Origin of the sequence: Paludibaculum fermentans (genome assembly GCF_051172195.1) — a bacterium.
Classification (GTDB): domain Bacteria; phylum Acidobacteriota; class Terriglobia; order Bryobacterales; family Bryobacteraceae; genus Paludibaculum; species Paludibaculum fermentans_A.
Genome location: NZ_JBPJAQ010000004.1, coordinates 129,804 through 148,989, shown reverse-complemented (window position 1 = coordinate 148,989; position 19,186 = coordinate 129,804). Strand labels below are relative to the sequence as shown.

The 19,186-nt window shown below is 64.4% G+C and carries 13 protein-coding genes; 9 read left to right on the top strand and 4 right to left on the bottom strand.

The genetic code is table 11. The annotated features are described in order from the left end of the window. Positions 1-143 precede the first annotated feature (143 nt). From panB to ACR9Y2_RS37330, 5 genes are read left to right on the top strand one after another with little or no spacing between them, the layout of a single operon-like run. Positions 144-932 carry a 3-methyl-2-oxobutanoate hydroxymethyltransferase gene (gene panB / locus ACR9Y2_RS37350; protein WP_435047011.1) on the top strand — a complete coding sequence of 263 codons (789 nt, stop codon included), beginning with the start codon at positions 144-146 and terminating at the stop codon, positions 930-932. Further along, positions 929-1,693: a pantoate--beta-alanine ligase gene (gene panC, locus ACR9Y2_RS37345; protein WP_435047010.1), complete on the top strand. Its 765-nt coding sequence runs from the start codon at positions 929-931 to the stop codon at positions 1,691-1,693. The genes panB and panC overlap by 4 nt, the downstream gene beginning before the upstream one ends. Before the next feature lies 1 nt (position 1,694). Continuing rightward, complete coding sequence (locus ACR9Y2_RS37340) at positions 1,695-2,474, top strand: type III pantothenate kinase (protein ID WP_435047009.1); 780 nt, start codon at positions 1,695-1,697, stop codon at positions 2,472-2,474. A gap of 1 nt (position 2,475) precedes the next feature. Further along, on the top strand, positions 2,476-2,832 hold the full coding sequence (gene panD / locus ACR9Y2_RS37335) for an aspartate 1-decarboxylase (RefSeq protein ID WP_435047008.1): 357 nt from the start codon (positions 2,476-2,478) through the stop codon (positions 2,830-2,832). 44 nt (positions 2,833-2,876) lie between these two features. Next, a complete protein-coding gene (locus ACR9Y2_RS37330) occupies positions 2,877-4,268 on the top strand; it encodes a C45 family autoproteolytic acyltransferase/hydolase (RefSeq protein ID WP_435047007.1) in 1,392 nt (463 codons plus the stop codon). Here the strand turns inward: ACR9Y2_RS37330 and ACR9Y2_RS37325 are convergent. Then, complete coding sequence (locus ACR9Y2_RS37325; protein WP_435047006.1) at positions 4,265-5,551, bottom strand: hypothetical protein; 1,287 nt, start codon at positions 5,549-5,551, stop codon at positions 4,265-4,267. The genes ACR9Y2_RS37330 and ACR9Y2_RS37325 overlap by 4 nt on opposite strands. Positions 5,552-5,733: 182 nt before the next feature. Here ACR9Y2_RS37325 and ACR9Y2_RS37320 point away from each other — a divergent pair, with 182 nt between their 5' ends. Next, positions 5,734-6,171: a recombinase family protein gene (locus ACR9Y2_RS37320; protein ID WP_435047005.1), complete on the top strand. Its 438-nt coding sequence runs from the start codon at positions 5,734-5,736 to the stop codon at positions 6,169-6,171. A 4-nt stretch (positions 6,172-6,175) separates the two neighbouring features. Here the strand turns inward: ACR9Y2_RS37320 and ACR9Y2_RS37315 are convergent, their stop codons facing one another. Both ACR9Y2_RS37315 and lipA read right to left on the bottom strand, forming a co-directional pair. Beyond that, the gene (locus tag ACR9Y2_RS37315; RefSeq protein ID WP_435047004.1) at positions 6,176-7,093 is read right to left on the bottom strand and encodes an MBL fold metallo-hydrolase; all 918 of its coding nucleotides are present in this window, start codon (positions 7,091-7,093) and stop codon (positions 6,176-6,178) included. A 19-nt stretch (positions 7,094-7,112) separates the two neighbouring features. Next, on the bottom strand, positions 7,113-8,048 hold the full coding sequence (lipA, locus tag ACR9Y2_RS37310; protein ID WP_435047003.1) for a lipoyl synthase: 936 nt from the start codon (positions 8,046-8,048) through the stop codon (positions 7,113-7,115). A gap of 41 nt (positions 8,049-8,089) precedes the next feature. Between lipA and ACR9Y2_RS37305 the strand changes: the two genes are divergently transcribed. The 3 genes from ACR9Y2_RS37305 to ACR9Y2_RS37295 all read left to right on the top strand — a co-directional run bounded on the left by ACR9Y2_RS37305 (position 8,090) and on the right by ACR9Y2_RS37295 (position 16,548). Further along, positions 8,090-11,581, top strand: coding sequence for an FAD-dependent oxidoreductase (locus tag ACR9Y2_RS37305; protein ID WP_435047002.1), 3,492 nt, complete (start codon positions 8,090-8,092; stop codon positions 11,579-11,581). Positions 11,582-11,766: 185 nt separating this feature from the next. Next, positions 11,767-15,099 carry a carboxypeptidase regulatory-like domain-containing protein gene (locus ACR9Y2_RS37300; RefSeq protein WP_435047001.1) on the top strand — a complete coding sequence of 1,111 codons (3,333 nt, stop codon included), beginning with the start codon at positions 11,767-11,769 and terminating at the stop codon, positions 15,097-15,099. A 6-nt stretch (positions 15,100-15,105) separates the two neighbouring features. Then, positions 15,106-16,548 carry a sulfatase gene (locus ACR9Y2_RS37295; RefSeq protein ID WP_435047000.1) on the top strand — a complete coding sequence of 481 codons (1,443 nt, stop codon included), beginning with the start codon at positions 15,106-15,108 and terminating at the stop codon, positions 16,546-16,548. 51 nt (positions 16,549-16,599) lie between these two features. Here ACR9Y2_RS37295 and ACR9Y2_RS37290 read toward each other — a convergent pair whose 3' ends face one another. Then, positions 16,600-19,104, bottom strand: coding sequence for an ABC transporter permease (locus ACR9Y2_RS37290; protein WP_435046999.1), 2,505 nt, complete (start codon positions 19,102-19,104; stop codon positions 16,600-16,602). Positions 19,105-19,186 lie beyond the last annotated feature (82 nt).

The following is a 19,186-nucleotide window of genomic DNA, read 5'->3' as shown; positions in this document are numbered from 1 at the left end:
ACCACCGTACGATGACGCCCTTCGGGGCGCATGTAAGTCCGGGGACTTGATCGAATCCGACAGGTACCAAGGCGATGCTGAGACAATCCATTCCTTCCCTCGCGTCGAGCCCGCGTCCACCTGTCCCATGGGGGCAGTGAACGATGCAGGCTGGACACTTTCTCAACGCAAAACAGGAACAACGGCGGCTCTCGATGGTGACGTGCTACGACTACACGTTCGCCCGTCTGCTGGCCCGCAGTTCCATTGACGGCATCCTGGTGGGCGACAGCGCCGCCATGGTGATGCACGGCCACCCCTCGACCATTGCGGCCCGGGTGGAGATGATGAAGCTCCATACGGAGGCGGTGGCCCGCGGCGCCGGCGACAAGCTGATCGTGGCGGACATGCCCTTCCTGTCCTACCGCATGGGCTGGACGGCGGCCCTGGATGCGGCCCATGTGCTGATGAGTGCGGGCGCCCAGGCCGTGAAGCTGGAAGGCGTCGATGGTCACGAGGACGTCGTGCAGCGCCTGGTCGAGAGCGGTATCCCGGTGATGGGCCACCTCGGCCTCCAGCCGCAATCCATCCACGCCTTCGGCGGCTACAAGGTGCAGGGACGGGGCGATGAAGCAGCGCAGAGGATCCTGCGGCAAGCCGTCATGCTCGAACAGTTGGGCGCGTTCTCCATCGTGCTGGAGTGCATCCCGGCTCCGCTCGCCTCTGAGGTCACCGCCGCGCTGAAGGTTCCGACAATCGGTATCGGCGCGGGCGCCGGGTGCGACGGGCAGATCCTCGTCCTGCAGGATCTGCTCGGCATGAACACTGACTTCCACCCGCGCTTCGTGCGGCACTTCCTGGAAGGCGCTAACGCCATCGTGGAGGCGCTGGACGGCTATGACCAGGCGGTGAAGAGCGGAGACTTCCCCAGCATCGAGGAGAGCTACACATGAAGACCTGGACGACCGTGCGCGAGTGGCAGGCTCGCCGCACGGAACTGAAAGGCAGCATCGGCCTCGTGCCGACCATGGGCGCGTTGCATGCCGGCCACGGCGCGCTGGTGGAACGCTGCCGCCGCGAGAACGACATCGTGGTGGTCAGCATCTTCGTGAACCCCACGCAGTTCAACAACCCCAGCGACCTGGAGCGCTACCCGCGCACCGTGGAGCAGGACCTGAAGCTGCTGGCATCGCTCGGCACTGACGACGTGCTGATGCCGGCGGCGGGGGAGCTTTACCCTGACGGCTACCGGCTGCGGATCGAGGGCGGCTCCGCCGTGGAGGGCATGGAGGGCGCACACCGCCCCGGCCACTTTCAGGGTGTGATGACCATCGTGCTGAAGCTGCTGAACCTGGTGCGGGCGGACCGTGCCTACTTCGGCGAGAAAGACTACCAGCAGCTCCAGGTGATCCGGGAGATGGTGAGGGACTTCTTCGTCCCCACTGAGGTCATCCCCTGCGAGACCGTTCGTGCCGCGTCTGGCTTGGCCTTGAGCTCGCGCAATACCCTGCTATCCGATGCGGGCAGGGAAGGGGCGGCGAGCGTCTACCGTTCCCTGACTACGGCCGCGACCGCCGAAGAAGCCCGGCGCATGTTGGACGCTGAAGGCTTCGCGGTGGACTACGTGGAAGAGCGCTGGGGCCGGCGCTTCGCGGCGGCCGTATTGGAAGGTGTACGCCTGATCGACAACGTCCCAGTGGGGGAGGAGAAGTAAGATGCTGCTTTGCGTGGACGTGGGCAATACACAGATCTTCGCCGGGGTATATGACGGTGAGGAGCTGAAAGTGACGTTCCGGCGGACCTCCAACATCCGGTCGTCCTCCGATGAGTTCGGCCTCTTCTTCCGCAGCATGCTCCGCGAGAACGGCATCGATCCGGCACGGGTGGAGATGGCCGCCGTGTGCGCCGTGGTGCCCGACATCGTGCACTCGCTGCGCAACTGCTTCCGCAAGTACTTCCAGTTGGAGCCGTTCGTGCTGGGTCCGGGTGTCAAGACGGGTCTTAAGATCCGCTACCGCAATCCGCTGGAAGTGGGCGCCGACAAGATCGCGAACTCCATCGGCGCGCTGCTGCGCTTCCCAGGCCGCAATCTTTTGATCGTCGACTTCGGGACGGCAACCACGCTTTGCGCGGTGAGCAAAGACAAGGAGTACCTCGGCGGGATCATCACGCCGGGCATCTACACGTCGATGGAGATGCTGGAGTCGAAGACGGCGCGGCTGCCGGCGGTGGAGATCGTCAAGCCGGCCGAGGTGCTGGGACGGTCGACCGTGGAGAGCATCCAGGCGGGCCTGTTCTACGGCACCGCGGCGACGGTGCGGTTTCTGGCCGAGGCCGTGACGGCGAACTACTTCGCCCAGGAGCGGCCGCTGGTGATCTCGACCGGCGGCTTTGGCGCGCTGTTCAAGGGCGAGGGTTTGTTCGACGCTACCGTGCCGGAACTGCCCCTGCTGGGCTTGCGGAGAGCAGTCGAACTGTCGAAAGGGCAGGCTTGAGATGCTGCGGAAGCTACTGAAGTCGAAGCTGCACCGGGCGACGCTGACTGGTGCGGAACTGCACTACGAAGGCAGCCTGGGCGTGGACGAAGACCTGATGAAGGCGGCTGGGCTGCAGCCGAATGAGGCCGTTCATGTCTGGAATGTGAACAACGGAGCGCGGCTGCAGACGTACGTCGTGCCGGCTCCGGCGGGTTCGGGCGCGGTCTGTCTGTATGGTTCAGCCGCCCGGAAAGGGCAGGTCGGAGACCTGGTGATCATTGCGGCCTTCGGCTGGATGGACGAAGAGGAAGCGCGGGTCCACCGCCCCCAGGTTGTGCTGCTGGGGGATGGGAACGCCGTGAAGGCGGTGCGCTGAGGCCGAACGGCCGGAGGGAAATGCGGCTATAATTGGCCATTCCCATGAAGATTCGAGCTTGCCTTTCCGTCGCTCTGCTCATCGCCTCGGCGGCCAGTCTGATGTCCTGGCAGCCCAAGGCGGACCCGCGGTTGGCCGGTGCGTTCCGGGGACCGGAGAAGGAGGGGTGGATCCCCGTCCGTCTCCAGGGGACGCCTTCCGAGATCGGGTTCCAGCACGGCTACCTGCTCTCTTCCGAGATCGACGATGCGCTGAAGGTGACGAAGCTGTCGTTGACCCACGACTCGGGCCACGACTGGAACTTCTACCGGACGGCGGCGGAGAAGGTCTTCTGGCCGCACATCGAGACCGAATACCGGCAGGAGCTGCAGGGCATTGCCGATGGCTTGAAGGCGAAGGGTGTGAAGGCGGATCTGTACGATGTGGTGGTGCTGAACGCCAACATCGAGATGAGCTACTACACGGGCGTGCTGGACCGGAAGAAGGAGTCGAACGCTCCGGACCGCTGCAGCGCGTTTGTGGCGACGGGTTCGATGACCAGGGATGGCCAGATCGTGATCGGCCACAACAACTGGTCGGGCTACCTGGAAGGCGCGCGCTGGAACATCATGTTCGACATCCGGCCATCGCAGGGCCACCGGATCCTGATGGATGGCTTCCCGGGCTTCATCCACAGCGGCGACGACTTTGGCATCAACTCGGCCGGCATCGTGATCACGGAGACGACCATCACGCAGTTCCACGGGTTCGATACGAACGGGATCCCCGAGTTTGTACGCGGCCGCAAGGCGATGCAGTACTCGTCGAGCATCGACGACTTCAACCGCATCATGCGCGAAGGCAACAACGGCGGCTACGCCAACACGTGGCTGGTGGCGGACCTGAACAAGAACGAGATTGGGCGGCTGGAACTGGGCCTCAAGCACGTGACGCTGGACCGCAAGAAGGACGGCTACTTCGTGGGCGCCAACTTCCCCATCGATCCGGCGCTGACCGCGGAAGAGACGGACTTCCCGGCGCAGAACCAGTCTGTCAGCGCGAATGCGCGGCGCATGCGGTGGGAGCAACTGATGGCGGAGTACAAGGGCAAGGTGGATGTGGCGAGCGGCAAGTCGTTCCTGTCGGACCACTACGATGCCTATGCCAAGCAGGCGAATTCGCCGAACGAGCGGACGCTGTGCGGGCACGTCGACCTGTCGGCGCGCGGGTTGAAGCCGTGGCAGAACGAGCACGGTCCGGCCGGCGCGGTGCAGGCCAAGATCACTGATGCCACGATGGCCCGGCAGATGACAATGGAAGCGGCGATGGGCCACCCCTGCGGTGTCGGGTTCAAGGCGGCCGAGCACCTGAAGAAGAACCCGGAATTCGCCTGGATGAAGCCGCTGCTGAAGGATCTGCCTTCGCATCCCTGGGCGCGCTTCCAGGCCGTTCGCTAGAGTTTCGCCAGTTCGAGCGTGTAGCCGCCCTGCCGTTCGCAGGCGGGGTTGAGCAGGTAAGACGCGACCAGCCAGTAAAGCGCGATGACGGGGATGAGCATAAAGGCCCCGTCAACCGCACACACCACCATGTAGATAGTGAGCGAGATGAGCGCCGCCCGGCGCAGCGGCCCCAGTGCGTTCAGGCCTTCCGCGGTGAGGCAGGCGGCCACCGGTGCGCCGAGCCAGGCCACAAAGGCGAGCAGGCCGGCTAGGCCGAAGTTCTGCAGAAAGCTGGTGTAGGTGAGTTCGCCAATACCCAGGAACGGCATGTCGGGCCCGAAGAGGGTGAACTCCACGTCGGGCAGCGCCTGCAGGCGTCCGCCCAGGTTCTGATCGAAGAGGAAGCCGGTGCCGGTGCTGAGCACGAAGATGCCGGCCGCACCCAGGGCGACCGCCGTTAGCAGATGGATGGGCGACCGCAGCAGCATGGACACGGGGCGGCGGCGGAAGATGGGTTCCCACAGCACCAGCCAGATGAGCATACCGGCCCAGACGGTGCGCGAGAGGGTGAGGAAGAGGGCGGCGACGAAGACCAGGCGCCAGGCGCGGGCCGGCCGCAAGGCCCAGAAGATGGGGCCCAGGATCAGCATGCAGATGCCGAATATGTTGCCGTTGTTGTAGGTGGAGACCAGCTTGACGAGGTTGGTCCGTTGGTTGTGCTTCTCCCAGATGCGGCCGACGTCATCGGAGTTCACCGTGATGTAGGGCACCTCGATGGGCGAGCCGAGGAAGTTGCGGGAGACGAACTCGACCAGGCCAAACAGAGTGACCAGGGCGATGCAGAGGACGAGCAGGCGCTGGGTGCGGCGGTGCACCAGGGCGGGGCCGAGGGCGCGGAAACAGACGAGGAAGACGAAGGGCAGGACACAGACATTCGTGATGAGGGCGAGGGCGAAACCCTGCTCGTAGTAGCCCCAGCGCGTCACCTTGAGGATGGTCATGACGGTGAGGGGGAGCGTCATGAGAATGCAGACGACGGTGGGGCGGTTCCAGGTGGAGGTGCGCACACTGGCGGCGAGGCAGGGGACGGCGGCCAGGCCCAGGGCCAGGTAGCTGAACGTGATGGGGATGCGCTCGAACTTGATGCCGCCCTTGGGCATGGCGACCAGCAGGAACAGGACGATGGCGGTGGTGAGCAGGGCTGCCCGCGAGGGTGCGGGCGAGCTGGGGATAGCGTAATAGATGCGGGGCGGACGGCAGTGGCCGGTGGCATACGCGGCCGGCTTGGTGGAAGCATGCATGGGCGCCCGGGTCTCTCCATTTCGTTAGTGCCGGAAAGGTGTAAATCTTCTCTCGGAGATGGCGTCCCGTTCGTGGACGGTGGCGTTGCGCTAGCGGACACTCACAAGCCTGGCCCAGTCAATGAAATGCTGGAGATACGCTGGCCAGCGGCGTGCGCAATGGCGCGCAGGGAGGCTTCCAAATGGGAAAGTCGGAGCGCGTGCGCGAAGTGCTGACAGGCCCGTTGACGGCCGGTGAGCTGGACCGGAGGGCCGCCGAAGGGTGGCAACCGGTGGCGGTGGAGTGGGAACGGCTGGTGGATTCAGCCGACGAGTGGCGGCCGCCGGTACAGGAGGTGCCCTATGGCTGGAGGGTCGCCGCCGACAACAAACATCTGGAAGAGAACCCGGAGGAGGTCGAGATCATGCTCGGCATCCTGGAAGGGATTGTCGAGGATCGTTCGATGTCCCGCATCGCGGATGAGCTGAACAGGCGCGGGTTCCGGATGCGGACGGACGAGGCGTGGACGCAGTCGGGCGTGTTTGAGCTGCTGCCGCGGCTGATCGACTCGAGTCCGCGGCTGTTCAAGCGCGAGGAGTGGATTGAACGGCGGCGCAAGCTGCGGCCTGCCACCGTTTAACTGTCTAGGCCACGCGGCGGCCGTGTTCCAGGTAAGCGAGCACCGAGGTGAGCGCCAACTGGTATTCCATGGGCCGCAGTTCGCGCGGCCAGAGTCGTTTGATGAGGTCGTCGGCCACGTCCGCGCCATCACTTTGGAACTGGGCGATGTCGCGGCCGCGGGCGGCGTGGTGTTCGCGCGTGCGGGCGGTCCAGTCGCGGAGGTCGGAGAACGGGGCGCCGTGGGCCGGCAGCACCTTCTGCACTTCCAGTTCGTCGAGGCGGTTCAGGCTGTTGAGGTAGTGGCCGAGGTGGTCCTCGATTGAGCCGTCAGGCTCCGGCAGCCAGCCGATGTGCGGGGTGATGTCTTCGATGACATGGTCACTGGAGAAGAGGTAGCCAAACTCCTGCGAGTAGAGGCAGCAGAGGCCGGGGGCATGGCCGGGTGTCCAGATGACCTGCAGCGGGCCGAGCCAGCTCTCCAGGGTATCGCCGTCCTCCAGGTAGGAATCCGGGCTGAGGGCGGGGAAGGTGCGCAGCAGGCGGTCGTAGCTGGAGAGCACGGCGGGCCGGAAGGAGTCGGGCGTGCCGGCGTGCTTCATGGCCTCTTCCAGGAGTTCCTGGGGGCGGCGTGTGCCGGTGAGCCGCATGAGCAGTTCGGCGTCGGCGCGGTGCATCCAGACGGTGGCGCCGCTGGCGTCGCGGAGCCGCGCGGCCAGGCCGCAGTGATCCGGGTGTAGATGGGTGACGACGATCTGGCGAAGCTGTCCGGGGGCGACTCCGGCATCGTTCATGGCCGCCGTGAGGGCGTTCCAGCACTCGGGTGTATCCATGCCGGTGTCGATGAGCATCCAGCCGTCGGGGCAGGGCAGCAGATAGACATTCACATGGGGCGGGCCGAAGGGCAGGGGCAGCGGGATGCGCCAGATGCCGCCGTCTAGCAACTCAGATGGGAGTGACAGTTTAGAGAGCCTCCGCTGCGTGATAACTGCTGCGAACCAGTGGACCGGATTCGATGTGCGAGAAGCCCAGGTCCCGGCCAGCCTGCTTGTACTCAGCGAATTCCGCCGGGGTGACATAGCGTAACACGGGCAAATGCTGGGGGGTAGGACGCAGATACTGGCCGATAGTGGCGAAGTCGACGTGATGGGTCCGCAGGTCGCGCAGGGTGGCGACCACTTCCTCGTTGGTCTCTCCCAAGCCCACCATGAGGCCCGATTTCGTGGGGATCTCCGGCCGTAGGGCTTTCGCCCAGGCCAGCATCTCGAGCGAACGTTCGTAGCGGGCGCCGATGCGCACCTGCTGGTAGAGGCGGGGCACGGTTTCGATGTTGTGGTTGAGGACGTCGGGTGCGGCATCCATGACGATGGCCATGGCGTCCTTATTGCCCTGGAAGTCGGGGACCAGGACCTCGACTTTGCAGCCCGGAATGCGCTGGCGGATGGCGCGGATGGTGAGGGCGAAGAGCTCGGCTCCGCCGTCCTTGCGGTCGTCGCGATTGACGCTGGTGATGACGGCGTACTTCAGGCCGAGGATCTCACAGGCTTCGGCGACGCGATCGGGCTCGCCGTAGTCGACCTCCAGAGGTTGACCCTTCTGGACAGCGCAGAAGCCGCAGCGGCGGGTGCAGAAGTTGCCCAGAATCATGAAGGTAGCGGTGCGGTGGTTCCAGCACTCGCCGATGTTGGGGCAGGCCGCGCTGTCGCAGACGGTGTGGAGCTTGAGGCGGTCCACCAAACCCTTCAAATCGCGGTAGTTATCCCCGACGGGCGCGGGCGCTTTGAGCCACTGCGGCCGTTTGGGTTTAGTCTCGATGGAAACCAGCACAGTTAATCTGATGATATCGCGGGCCAGGGACGATGCAATGAAGGTCCGATGCAACGCAAGCGGCGCGGGCATCGTATCCTCAAAGTAGATCAACAAAAAGCAACGGAGCGCGCATGAGCTTAGTGGAGGGGTCCCTCGACCTCGGATTCGGCGTGGTCTTTGAAGAGCTTTACGGGCGGGATGGACTGGGCAAGCTGGACGAACGTTTCACGCAGTACCTGCGGAGCGGAGACAGTGAGTTGTGTGCCCGGTTCGAGACGGCGCGGGCCATGCCCACGTCGCTGACGCCCAAGGAACAATCAGCTCTCATTCTGGCCATCGCCCCGCATTTCGAAGATTTTCTAGGTGAGCTGTTCGGCATCGGACCGGAGTTGCAGGCCTTGCGGCAGCGGCATCACCGGCTGGCGCCGATGCTGGCGCTGAAGCGGCAGTTTGTCGTCAAGAAGGCGATCTCGGGTGTTTCGCCGGAGATGGCTGAGGCGATTGACGGCCCCGCGCTGGCGGCTGAGCTGGCGGCTCTGTTTGGCGAGCCTGCGACGGATGACTCGTTCACGAAGCATGTGAGCGGGTGGCTGGCGGCCGAGGAGCAGCACGTGCCGGAACTGGCGCTGGCTGCCCAATATGCGGCGTGGGCCGCGCTGTCGACGGAGGGTCGGAAGCAGAACTACAAGGGCGTCCTGTTCCGTACACCGCACAAGCTGGTGATGGAGCATCTCGTCGACGTCGAAATCGAGGAGAAGGACGGCATTCCCAGGTTCCGGCTGCCGGACGAGGAGTTGAGGCACCGCGACGGATTCGCGCTGACCGATGCCGGGATGGATCTGCCGCGGGCGGTGGGCCAGGCTCACTACTGCATCAAATGCCACAACCAGGGTAAAGACAGCTGTTCGACCGGGCTGCGCGAGAAGTCTGGCGAGTTCAAGAAGACTGTATTCGGAGTGACCCTGGCGGGCTGCCCGCTGGAGGAGAAGATCTCCGAGATGAACGTGTTGAAGGAGCAGGGCTGTCCCATCGGCGCGCTGGCGACGGTGGCGATCGACAACCCTCTCACGGCGGCCACGGGGCACCGCATCTGCAACGACTGCATGAAGTCGTGCATTTACCAGAAGCAGGAGCCGGTGGACATCCCGCAGGTGGAGACGCGGACGTTGAAGGACGTGCTCGACCTGCCTTGGGGCTTTGAGATCTACAGCCTGCTGACGCGCTGGAATCCGCTGAACTTCGACCGGCCGCTACCGCGGACGGCTACGGGGTACAAGGTGCTGGTGGTGGGGCTGGGGCCGGCCGGTTTCGGGCTGGCGCACCACCTGATGAACGACGGCCACAGCGTGGTGGCGGTGGACGGGCTGAAGATCGAACCGCTGCCGGCGCCGGTGAGCGGCGTGGACGCACTGGGGCAGCGGCACCGGTTTCATCCGATCCGCGACATCCGCGAGCTGTACGAAGGCCTGGGCGAGAGAGCGATGGCCGGGTTTGGCGGTGTTGCGGAGTATGGCATCACGGTCCGCTGGGACAAGAACTTCCTCAAAATTGTGAGGCTCCTGTTGGAGCGGCGGGCGGAGTTTAGCATGTTCGGCGGGGTGCGGTTTGGCGGGACGCTGACCATTGAGAGCGCGTTTGCCATGGGCTTCGATCACATCGCGCTGTGCATGGGCGCGGGCAAGCCGACGGTGATCCCGATGAAGAACGGGCTGGCGCGCGGTGTGCGGCAGGCGTCGGATTTCCTGATGGCGCTGCAGTTGACTGGAGCGGCCAAGAGAGACTCCGTAGCCAACCTGCAGGTGCAGTTGCCGGTGGTGGTGATTGGCGGCGGATTGACGGCGGTCGATACGGCGACGGAGTCGTTGGCGTACTACCCGGTGCAGGTGGAGAAGTTCCTGCAACGGTACGAGACGCTGGTGGCGGAACGCGGCGAAGCGGCGGTTCGCGCGGGTTGGAACGAGGAAGAGCGGCTCACTGGCGAGGAGTTCCTGCAGCATGCGCGGGCGCTGCGCCAGGAGCGGGCGCTGGCCGAGCAGGAGGGCCGCGAGCCGAACTTCATTCCGCTGCTGAATGAGTGGGGCGGGGTGACGATTGCTTACCGGCGGCGGCTGATCGATGCGCCGAGCTACACGCTGAATCACGAAGAGGTGGCGCTGGCCCTGCAGGAAGGCATCCGGTTCGCTGAGCTGTTGACGCCCACTGAGGTGGGGGTCGACCAGTTCGGCCACTGCTCCGCGCTGCATCTGAAGCGCGACGGGCAAACCGTGGTATTGCCGGCCAAGACGATCCTGGTGGCGGCGGGCACGCAGCCGAATACGGTGCTGGGCCGCGAGGATCCGGTGAACGTGACGATCCAGGGGCGGAACTTCCAGGCCGTGGACGAGGACGGGCATCCGGTGAAGCCGGAGATCGTGTCGAAGCCGGCGGTGTCCCGCGTGCTGACCTCGATCCGCGCGGACGGGCGGGCGATCAGCTTCTTCGGCGACCTGCATCCGTCCTATGCGGGCAATGTGGTGAAGGCGATGGGCGGAGCGAAGCAGGGCTACCCCGTGGTGACGAAGATCCTGTCGCGGCGTGTGTCGAACGGGCCCACGCCGGAGGCTCTGTTCGCGCGGCTGAACGATGAGCTAAGGGCCACGGTGGACGAGGTGATCCGGCTGACGCCGAACATTGTCGAGGTGGTGGTGCGGGCGCCCCTGGCGGCGCGCGCGTTCCTGCCCGGGCAGTTCTACCGGCTGCAGAACTACGAGACGCTGGCGGCGCGGGTGGAGGATACGACGCTGGCCATGGAAGGGCTTGCGCTGACGGGCGCCTCAGTGGATGTGGAGAAGGGCCTGCTATCGACGATTGTGCTGGAGATGGGCGGATCGTCGGACCTGTGCGCGTTGTTGAAACCAGGCGAGCCTGTGATCCTGATGGGACCGACGGGCACGCCGACCGAGACTCCGGAGAGCGAGACGGCGCTGCTGGTAGGCGGCGGACTGGGCAATGCGGTGCTGTTCTCGATTGGCCAGGCGCTGCGGCGGAAGGGCTCGCGAGTGGTGTATTTCGCCGGCTATAAGAAGCTGGCGGACCGCTACAAAGTGGAAGAGATCGAGCAGGCGGCGGATGTGATTGTGTGGTGCTGCGACGAGGCTCCGGGGTTTGCGCCGGGCCGGCCGGGCGACCACACGTTCGTCGGCAATATCGTCGAGGCGATGCTGGCCTATGCGCGCGGGTCGCTGGGCGAAGCGCAGATCCCGTTGACGGAAGTGGACCGCGTGGTGGCGATCGGGTCCGATGGCATGATGCGGGCGGTGGCGGAGTCGAGGCACGGCGTGCTGGCTCCGTATTTGAAGAAGGACCACCATGCGATCGGGAGTATCAACTCGCCGATGCAGTGCATGATGAAGGAGATCTGCGCGCAGTGCCTGCAGCAGCACAAGAACCCGCTGACGGGTGAAGAGACGGTGGTGTTCTCGTGTTTCAACCAGGACCAATCGCTGGATTCTGTTGATTTCGGGAACCTGCGGGCGCGGTTGGCGCAGAACGGCGTGCAGGAGAAACTCACGCGTCTGTGGATTGACCGGAGCCTGGTGGCTGGCGGACACCGGGACATATCCCGTTACAAACCTGTTAGTTAGAGATAGCAGAGTAAGTCGGTAGACAAATACTACTTTCCTATTGACACGCGTGGGCGGAGCGGCCTATCATGCCAGTGATAGCTTCAGAATTCAGACTCGCTCGTCTCTGTTGACCTGCACCGCCCGCGCGATGGCTCCCCCGGTATAAGAAGCCGCAAAGTCGCCGGAAATCCAAAAGGGAGCCTATGTCCGAACGCAGTTTTCCACTCAATACCCGAGGTGTGTTTACACTTCTGGGACGGGCCGCTCTGGCCGTTTCCCTCTCTCTTCTGTTTGCCCACATTGCACGGGCGCAATCGGCCAGCGGGCTGACCGGCGTAGTGCTGGATCCCAGCGCTTTGCGGTTGGCGAATGTAAAGGTCACTGTCCAGGCTCTGGACACGGGCGATACGCGCTCGCTGCTGACGAATGCGGAGGGCGAGTATAGCGTGGCGCCGCTCCAGCCGGGCCGCTATGAGATCTCGGCGGAACTGCCGGGCTTCCAGCGTTACAGCCAGAAGGGCATCACGCTGGAACTGGGGCGTGTGGCGAGGATCGACATCACGCTGCAGGTGGGGCACGTCAGCGAGTCGGTGGATGTCGTGGCGGAGAACCAGCTGATTGAGTCCGAGACGGCGACGGTGGGGCAGTTCATTGAGAACAAAACGGTTCGGGATATGCCGATCAATGGGCGGCGGGTGGGTGACCTGCTCAAGCTGATGGGGAATGCGGTGTATATCACGGGCGACGTGATCCGGCCGCGTGTAACGGTGGCGGGCAGCAGGGGTGATCAGCAGCAGTGGCTGCTGGACGGTGTAAATGCCTCGAACGTGGCCCTGGAGATTCCGCAGGCGTTGTTCAATCCGCCTGTGGAGTCGGTGCAGGAGGTGCGGGTCCAGCAGAACAACTACTCGGCGGAGTTCGGGAACACGGCGGGCGGGGTGGTGAGCGTCATCACGCGTTCAGGCACGAATCAGTTCCACGGCAGCGCGTATGAGTTTTTCCGCAACGATGCTATGGACGCGAGGAATTTCTTCTCGGCGCAGAAGGCTCCGCTGCGGTACAACATTTTCGGATTGACGGCGGGCGGGCCGATTATCAAGAACAAGACGTTCTTCTTCAGTTCGAACGAGTGGCAGATCCAGCGCATCGGGCTGACCCGTGTTTACACAGTGCCGACGGCGGCGCAGAAGGCGGGGGACTTCTCGCAGACGCTGACGGCGGCGGGCGCGCTGGTGCCGATCTACGATCCGGCGACGACGCGTGTGGATCCGGCGAATCCGACGCGGACGATTCGGGACCCGTTCGTGGGCAACATCATTCCGTCGAACCGGCTGGACCCCGTGGGCGCGAAGATTGCGGGCTACTATCCGGCGGCGACGCGGGCGGCGGCGAACCTGGCGGGGGCGAACAATTTCGCGCGGAACGGGTCGACGAACCTCAATCTGACGACGTGGACGACGAAGGTGGATCACATTCTGAACGACAATTCGCGGCTGGGATTCCGGATGGTGCTGCACAACTTCCCGACGGATACGGCGGCGACGTTCGACAACCCGGCGGCGGATCCGGACGGCTCGATCACGACGCGGCGGGCATACAGCTTCCTGGGGACGTACACGCGCAATTTCGGCAGCCGGGCGGTGAACGACTTCCGGTTCAACTATCAGCCGCGGCGGTTCCGCCAGGACACCTTGAGCATCGGCGGCAACTGGCCGGCGCAACTGGGCTTGAAGGGCGTGACGGGGTCGGCCTTCCCGCAGGTGACGGCGTCGGGCTATGTCAATTTGGGGGCGGGGACGCAGCAGCGCATCCAAACTCCGATCCGGGATACGGACATTGTGGATGTGTACAGCCTGCTGCTGGGCAAGCACTCGATCAAGATTGGCGGAGAGGCGCGGTTCGGCCAGAACCAGGACGACCTAAACAGCCTGACGTCGGGTTCGATCGGGTTCGGCCCGCAGTTGACGGCGCTATCGGGCACGACCAGCGGCGGCAACGCGATTGCGAGCCTGCTGCTGGGTGCGGCGCTCTCGGGAAAGATCCAGGACACCGACATTCTCGACCGGCGGGCGGCGTACTATGCGGCCTTCGTACAGGACGACTGGAAAGTGACGCGCAGTTTCACGTTGAACCTGGGTGTGCGCTGGGAGACGCACACGCCGCGCGTGGATGAGAACAACCGTCAGAACTCATTTGATACGGCGAAGATCAATCCGGTCTCGGGGACGCCGGGGGTGGTGACGTTCGCCGGGCGGGACGGCTTGGGCTCGAAGGTCTACAACTCGGATTACGTGAACTTCGGTCCGCGCATCGGGTTTGCGTGGAAGCCTTCTGAGCGGCGGAGCCTGGTGGTGCGCTCCGGGTATGGAGTGTACTTCGGACCGCCGGTTCCGGGGTCGAATACGGCCAGTGCCGGGTTTGAGACCAGCGGCGACTACAGTTCGCCGGATAGCGGGAATACGGCTGCGTTCCTGCTGAGCAACGGCTTCCCGGCGACGGTGCCGCAGGTGCTGAACAGCGGGTTTGGGGCGGTGGCGGTGGGGTCGGCTGTCCGTCTGGCTCCGGTGTATATCGGGCAGGACCGGGCACTGGGGTACTCGCAGCAGTGGAATTTCTCGGTGCAGCAGGAGCTGAAGGGGAACATCGTGGCGGAGGTGTCGTACCTGGGCAACGTGGGGCACAAGCTGCCTGCTCCGGACACGAGCATTAACCAGGTGCGGCCGGAGTTGTTGTTGGGCGCGGGTTCGGCGCAGACGCGGCGGCCGTTCCCGCAGTTCGGCAATGTCACACTGCTGACGCCGATGTGGGGCAACTCCAGTTATCACGGGCTGAATGTGAAGGTGGAGAAGCGGTTCTCGAACGGGCTGAACTTCCTGACGAACTACACCTGGTCGAAGTTCATTGACGATGTAGCGTCGAGCTTCGAAGTGGGCGCGGTGCCGTCGGGCTACCAGGACTTCTACAATCGCCGGGCGGACAAGTCGCTGGCGGGGAACGATGTACGGAACCGGCTGGCGGTGAGTTCGGTGTATGAACTGCCGTGGGGCCGCGGACGGAAGCTGCTGAATCGGGGGTTGTTGTCGAACCTGGTGGGTGGCTGGAACCTGGGTGCGATCCTGATTGCGCAGGCGGGCAGTCCGTTCGGGCTGGTGACGCAGACGAACACAAGCAACTCGTTCAACCCGGGGCCGCAGCGGGTGAACGTCCTGAAGGATCCTTCGCTCCCGGCCGAGCAACGGTCGGTGGCGCGTTGGTTTGATACGACGGCGGTGGCGGCTCCGGCGGCGTACACGTTCGGCAACTCGTCCCGGGCGCTGTTGACGGGGCCGGGTCTGCTGAACCTGGACATTTCTCTGCTGAAGAACTTCAGGTTTAAGGAGACGGGCAATGTGCAGTTCCGGGCGGAGTCGTTGAACGTGGCCAACCACACGAACTTCCAGGCGCCCGGGCGGTCGTTGGGCGCGGCGAATTTCGGTGCGATCAGTTCGGCGCTGCCGGCGCGTGTGATGCAGTTGGGTTTGAAGGTGGAGTTCTAGATGCCGATGGAGCGCCGTCAATTTCTAAGACAGCTGGCTGGTGCGGCCGCGGCCTTGCCGGCTGCGGCCTTCCAGGCGAGGAAGAAGCCGCTGAACTTCGTGTTCATACTGGCTGACGATTTGGGCTGGACCGACCTGTCCTCGTTTGGGAGCCAGTTTTACGAGACGCCGAACATCGATCGTCTCGCGCAGCAGGGTACGAGGTTCACCAATGCATACGCCGCCTGTCCGGTGTGTTCGCCTACGCGGGCGAGCATCATGACCGGGAAATATCCGGCGCGGCTGGGCATTACGAACTACCTGCCGGGCAAGCATCCGACGCCCTATTCAAAGCTGATCGGCGTGGATTGCGTGCAGCAATTGCCGCTGGAAGAGAAGACGATCGCCGAGGTGTTGAAGCCGGCCGGTTACCGCACCGGGCAGTTCGGCAAATGGCACCTGGGCGGGGAGGGCTTCGGGCCGGACCGCCAGGGGTTCGACGCCACCTTTGCCGCGCAGGGCGGGGTGGGCAGCTACTTCTATCCCGGGTGGCGCGGCAAGAGTCCGGTGATTGAGGGCAAGCCGGGCGAGTACATCACGGACCGGCTGGGCGACGAGGCGGCGGCGTTCATTCAGGCGAACCGGGCGAATCCGTTCTTCGTGTATCTGCCGCATTTTGCTCCGCACGTGCCGCTGGAGTCGAAGAAGGAGTACATCCGGAAGTACAGCGCGAAAATTCGCAGCGGAGCGCGGCATTACGATCCCGTCTATGCGGGCATGATCCAGAGCCTGGATGACAGCGTGGGCCGGGTGGTGAAGGCGGTGGAGGAGAATGGCTTGGCGGAAAACACGATTGTTGTCTTCAATTCGGACAATGGCGGGTTGAGCGCGCCGGAGTGGCTGTTGAAGCCGACCACCTCGAACTGGCCGCTGCGAGAGGGGAAGGGCCACGTGTACGAAGGCGGCATTCGGGTGCCGCTGATCATCCGGGGTCCGGGTGTGCGGAAGGGCGCGTTGGACGACACGCCGATCTCGAGTATCGACTACCTGCCGACATTCGCCGAGTTGGCCGGGGTGCCTGCGCCGGAGGGTGTGGATGGGCGGAGTTTCGCCGCGCTTTTACCGGCGGGACGCCGTCTGCCGCAGAGGCCGCTGTACTGGCACTATCCGCACTACAGCAACCAGCTGGGGCGGCCGGCTAGCGCGGTGCGGTTGGGCGAATACAAGCTGATCCGCTTCCACGAAGACAATCACGTCGAACTGTACCGGGTGACCACGGACATCGGGGAGCAGGCGGATCTTGCAGAAACGCAGAAGGCCAGGGTGCAGGAGCTGACACGGCTGCTGGATGCGTGGCTGAAAGAGGTGGATGCGAAGTTCCCTGTGCCGAATCCGAACTACGATCCGGTGCGGGAAGCGGAGGGGTATTGGTGGAAGCAGCCGGGCGCTTACGAGCGATTTGGCAAGTGAGGGGCAACGCGGGGCGGTTCCGGTGGGATCCGCCCCGCGTGAGGCTTTGGGTTATTCGTAACGCAGTGCTTCGACGGGGTTGATGCGGGTGGCGCGGCGGGCGGGCAGGTAGCCGGCGGTCATGGCTGCGATGGCCAGGGCGATGATGGCCAGCAGGACGACGATGGGGTCGTTCGCCTTCACGCCGAACAACTGGCTTTCGGCGAAGCGGGCGAGGCCGAGGGCGCAGGGCACTCCGAGGACAGTACCGATGGCGAGCACGATGGTGACTTCGTGCAGGACCATGGAGCGGATGCGGCTGGAGCCGGCGCCGAGGGCCATGCGGATGCCGATTTCGCGGGTACGGCGGGCCACATTGAAGGCCATGACGCCGTAGAGGCCGAGCATGGCGAGCAGGGTGGCGAGAATGGCGAAGGCCGAGGCGAGCTGCATGACGAGCTTGTCGGAGCGGATGTTGCGCTGCACCTGGTCGTCGAGCGTACGCAGGCTTTCGATGGGGAGGTCAGGATCGAGGCCGGAGATGACGCGGCGGATCTGGCTGGCGACCTGGTCGGTGGGCAAGGGTGAGCGCACATAGAAGGATACAGAGCCGGGCTCCTTATCCTGCCGGTAGGGGATGTAGTAGATGCGCGGCACCACCTGGCGGACACCGGAGTATTTCGAGTCCTTCACGACGCCGACAACTTCGATGTTGAGGGGATCCTTGCCTCCGCTGCCCAGCTTGAAGCGGCGGCCGATGGGGCTGGCGTCCTTGAAGAAGTGGCGCGCCCAGGTTTCATTCACGATGGCGACCTGGGGGCTGGACAAGGTGTCGCTGTCGCTGAATTCACGGCCGCTGACGAGGGCGACTCCCATTTTGCCGAAGAAGCCGGGGCCGACGGCGTTGTACATGGAGTGGGTATTGTCATCCACCTCCTTGCCGAAGCCTTCGACAGTGATGTTGTTGCCCCAGTTGCTGCCCGAGATGAGGGGGACCATGGAGGCGGCGACGTTGACGACGCCGGGGATGGCGGCGACTTCCTGCTCCACGCGCTCAAAGAGTTGGCGAGAGCGGTCGGGCTTGTAGCCGTTGAGGTCGGGCGACAGGCGGAAGGTGACGACGTTTTCCGTCCTGATGCCCAGATTCTCGTGCATCAGATTGACCAGGCTCTTCAGGAACAGGCCCATGGGGATGAGCAGGAGCAGGGAGATGGCGACCTGCGCCGCTACCAGGCCTTTGCGCACGCGGACGCCGCCGCGGCTGGCGGAGGAGTTGTTGGAATCCTCCTTGAGAACGCCGGAGACGGAATTGCGAGCCGCGGCCCAGGCGGGGTAGAGGCCGAAGAGGAGGCCGGTGAGCAGGGCGGCGACCACGGAGAAGAGGAGGACCATGGGGTCGAGGCGGGCGGTGATGGAATACGAATTTGTCTCCGGATCGTTGATGCCGCTGATGAGGGCATCGAGCACCCAACTGCCGAGGATGATGCCGACGACGCCGCCGGCGACGGAGAGCAGCATGGCTTCGGTGAGGAGCTGGCCCATGATCTGCATTTTTCCGGCGCCGAGGGCTGAGCGGATGGAAAGCTCGCGATTGCGCTGGGCCGCGCGGGCCAACAGGAGGTTGGCGGCATTGGCGGCGGCGATGAGCAGGACCAGCGCCGTGCAGACGATGAGCACGAGGAGCGGGGTCTTCATGAATTCGCGCGTTTCGCTCTGGCCCAGGGCGCCGGGCTCCAGTTTCATGCGGGCATTGCGGTACCGCTTCCGGAAGTTCTCGTTGCGGCCCGGATCCGCCTTGAGTTGCTCCTCAACGAGGGCGCTGAAGGTGCCGTTGAGCGCGCTTTGAGCCTGTTCGCGGGAGGTGCCGGGCGCGAGGCGGGCAAAGGAGTAGATCCAGAAGTCGGTCCATTTGTCGCGGCCGTCCCAGCCGGGGGTCATGGCGGGCTTGAAGACGAGGGGGACGAAGACATCGGGTTCGTCGCCGAGGGTCACCCCGGTGAAGCCTTTGGGGGCGACGCCGACAATGGTGAAGACCTGGCCGTTGACGCGCATGGGCTGGTTGAGGACGTCGGGGCGTGAGCCAAGGCGGTCCTGCCAGTAGCCGTAGCTGAGCACGGCGACGGGCTGGCCGGCCCCTTTGTCGTCGTCATAAGAGATCATGCGGCCCATCAGCGGCTGGACGTTCAGGGTGGGGAAGAAGCCTCCGGAGACCACCTCGACGCCGCCGTCGAGGGTTTTGCCCTGGAAGGCGATGTTGGCGCCCAGCAGACGGTAGCCGGCCATGTCCTTTAACCCGTTGTGGTTGCGTTCCAAGCCGCGGAACATCGGGTAGCTGAAGATGTAGTCCATGCCGCCCGAGTTGTTGGTGGAGTTACGGCCGCCCTTGAAATCACCGGGGGAGGTGAGAACGACGAGTTCCTGGGGCTTATCCACCGGCAGGGAGCGGAGGAGGATCTGGTGCAGCAGCGAGAAGATGGCGGTGTTGGCGCCAATGCCGAGGGCAAGGGAAAGGACGACGACCAGGCTGACCACCGGGGTCCTGGCGAGTGCTCGGAGGGAGTAGCGAATGCCGTTCATGATCGCGTTTGGAAGGGCACGGACTGTGCCAGAGGGTAAGTGATTGATTTTTAACTATTGTTTCAACCAAGGCGGTGAGACA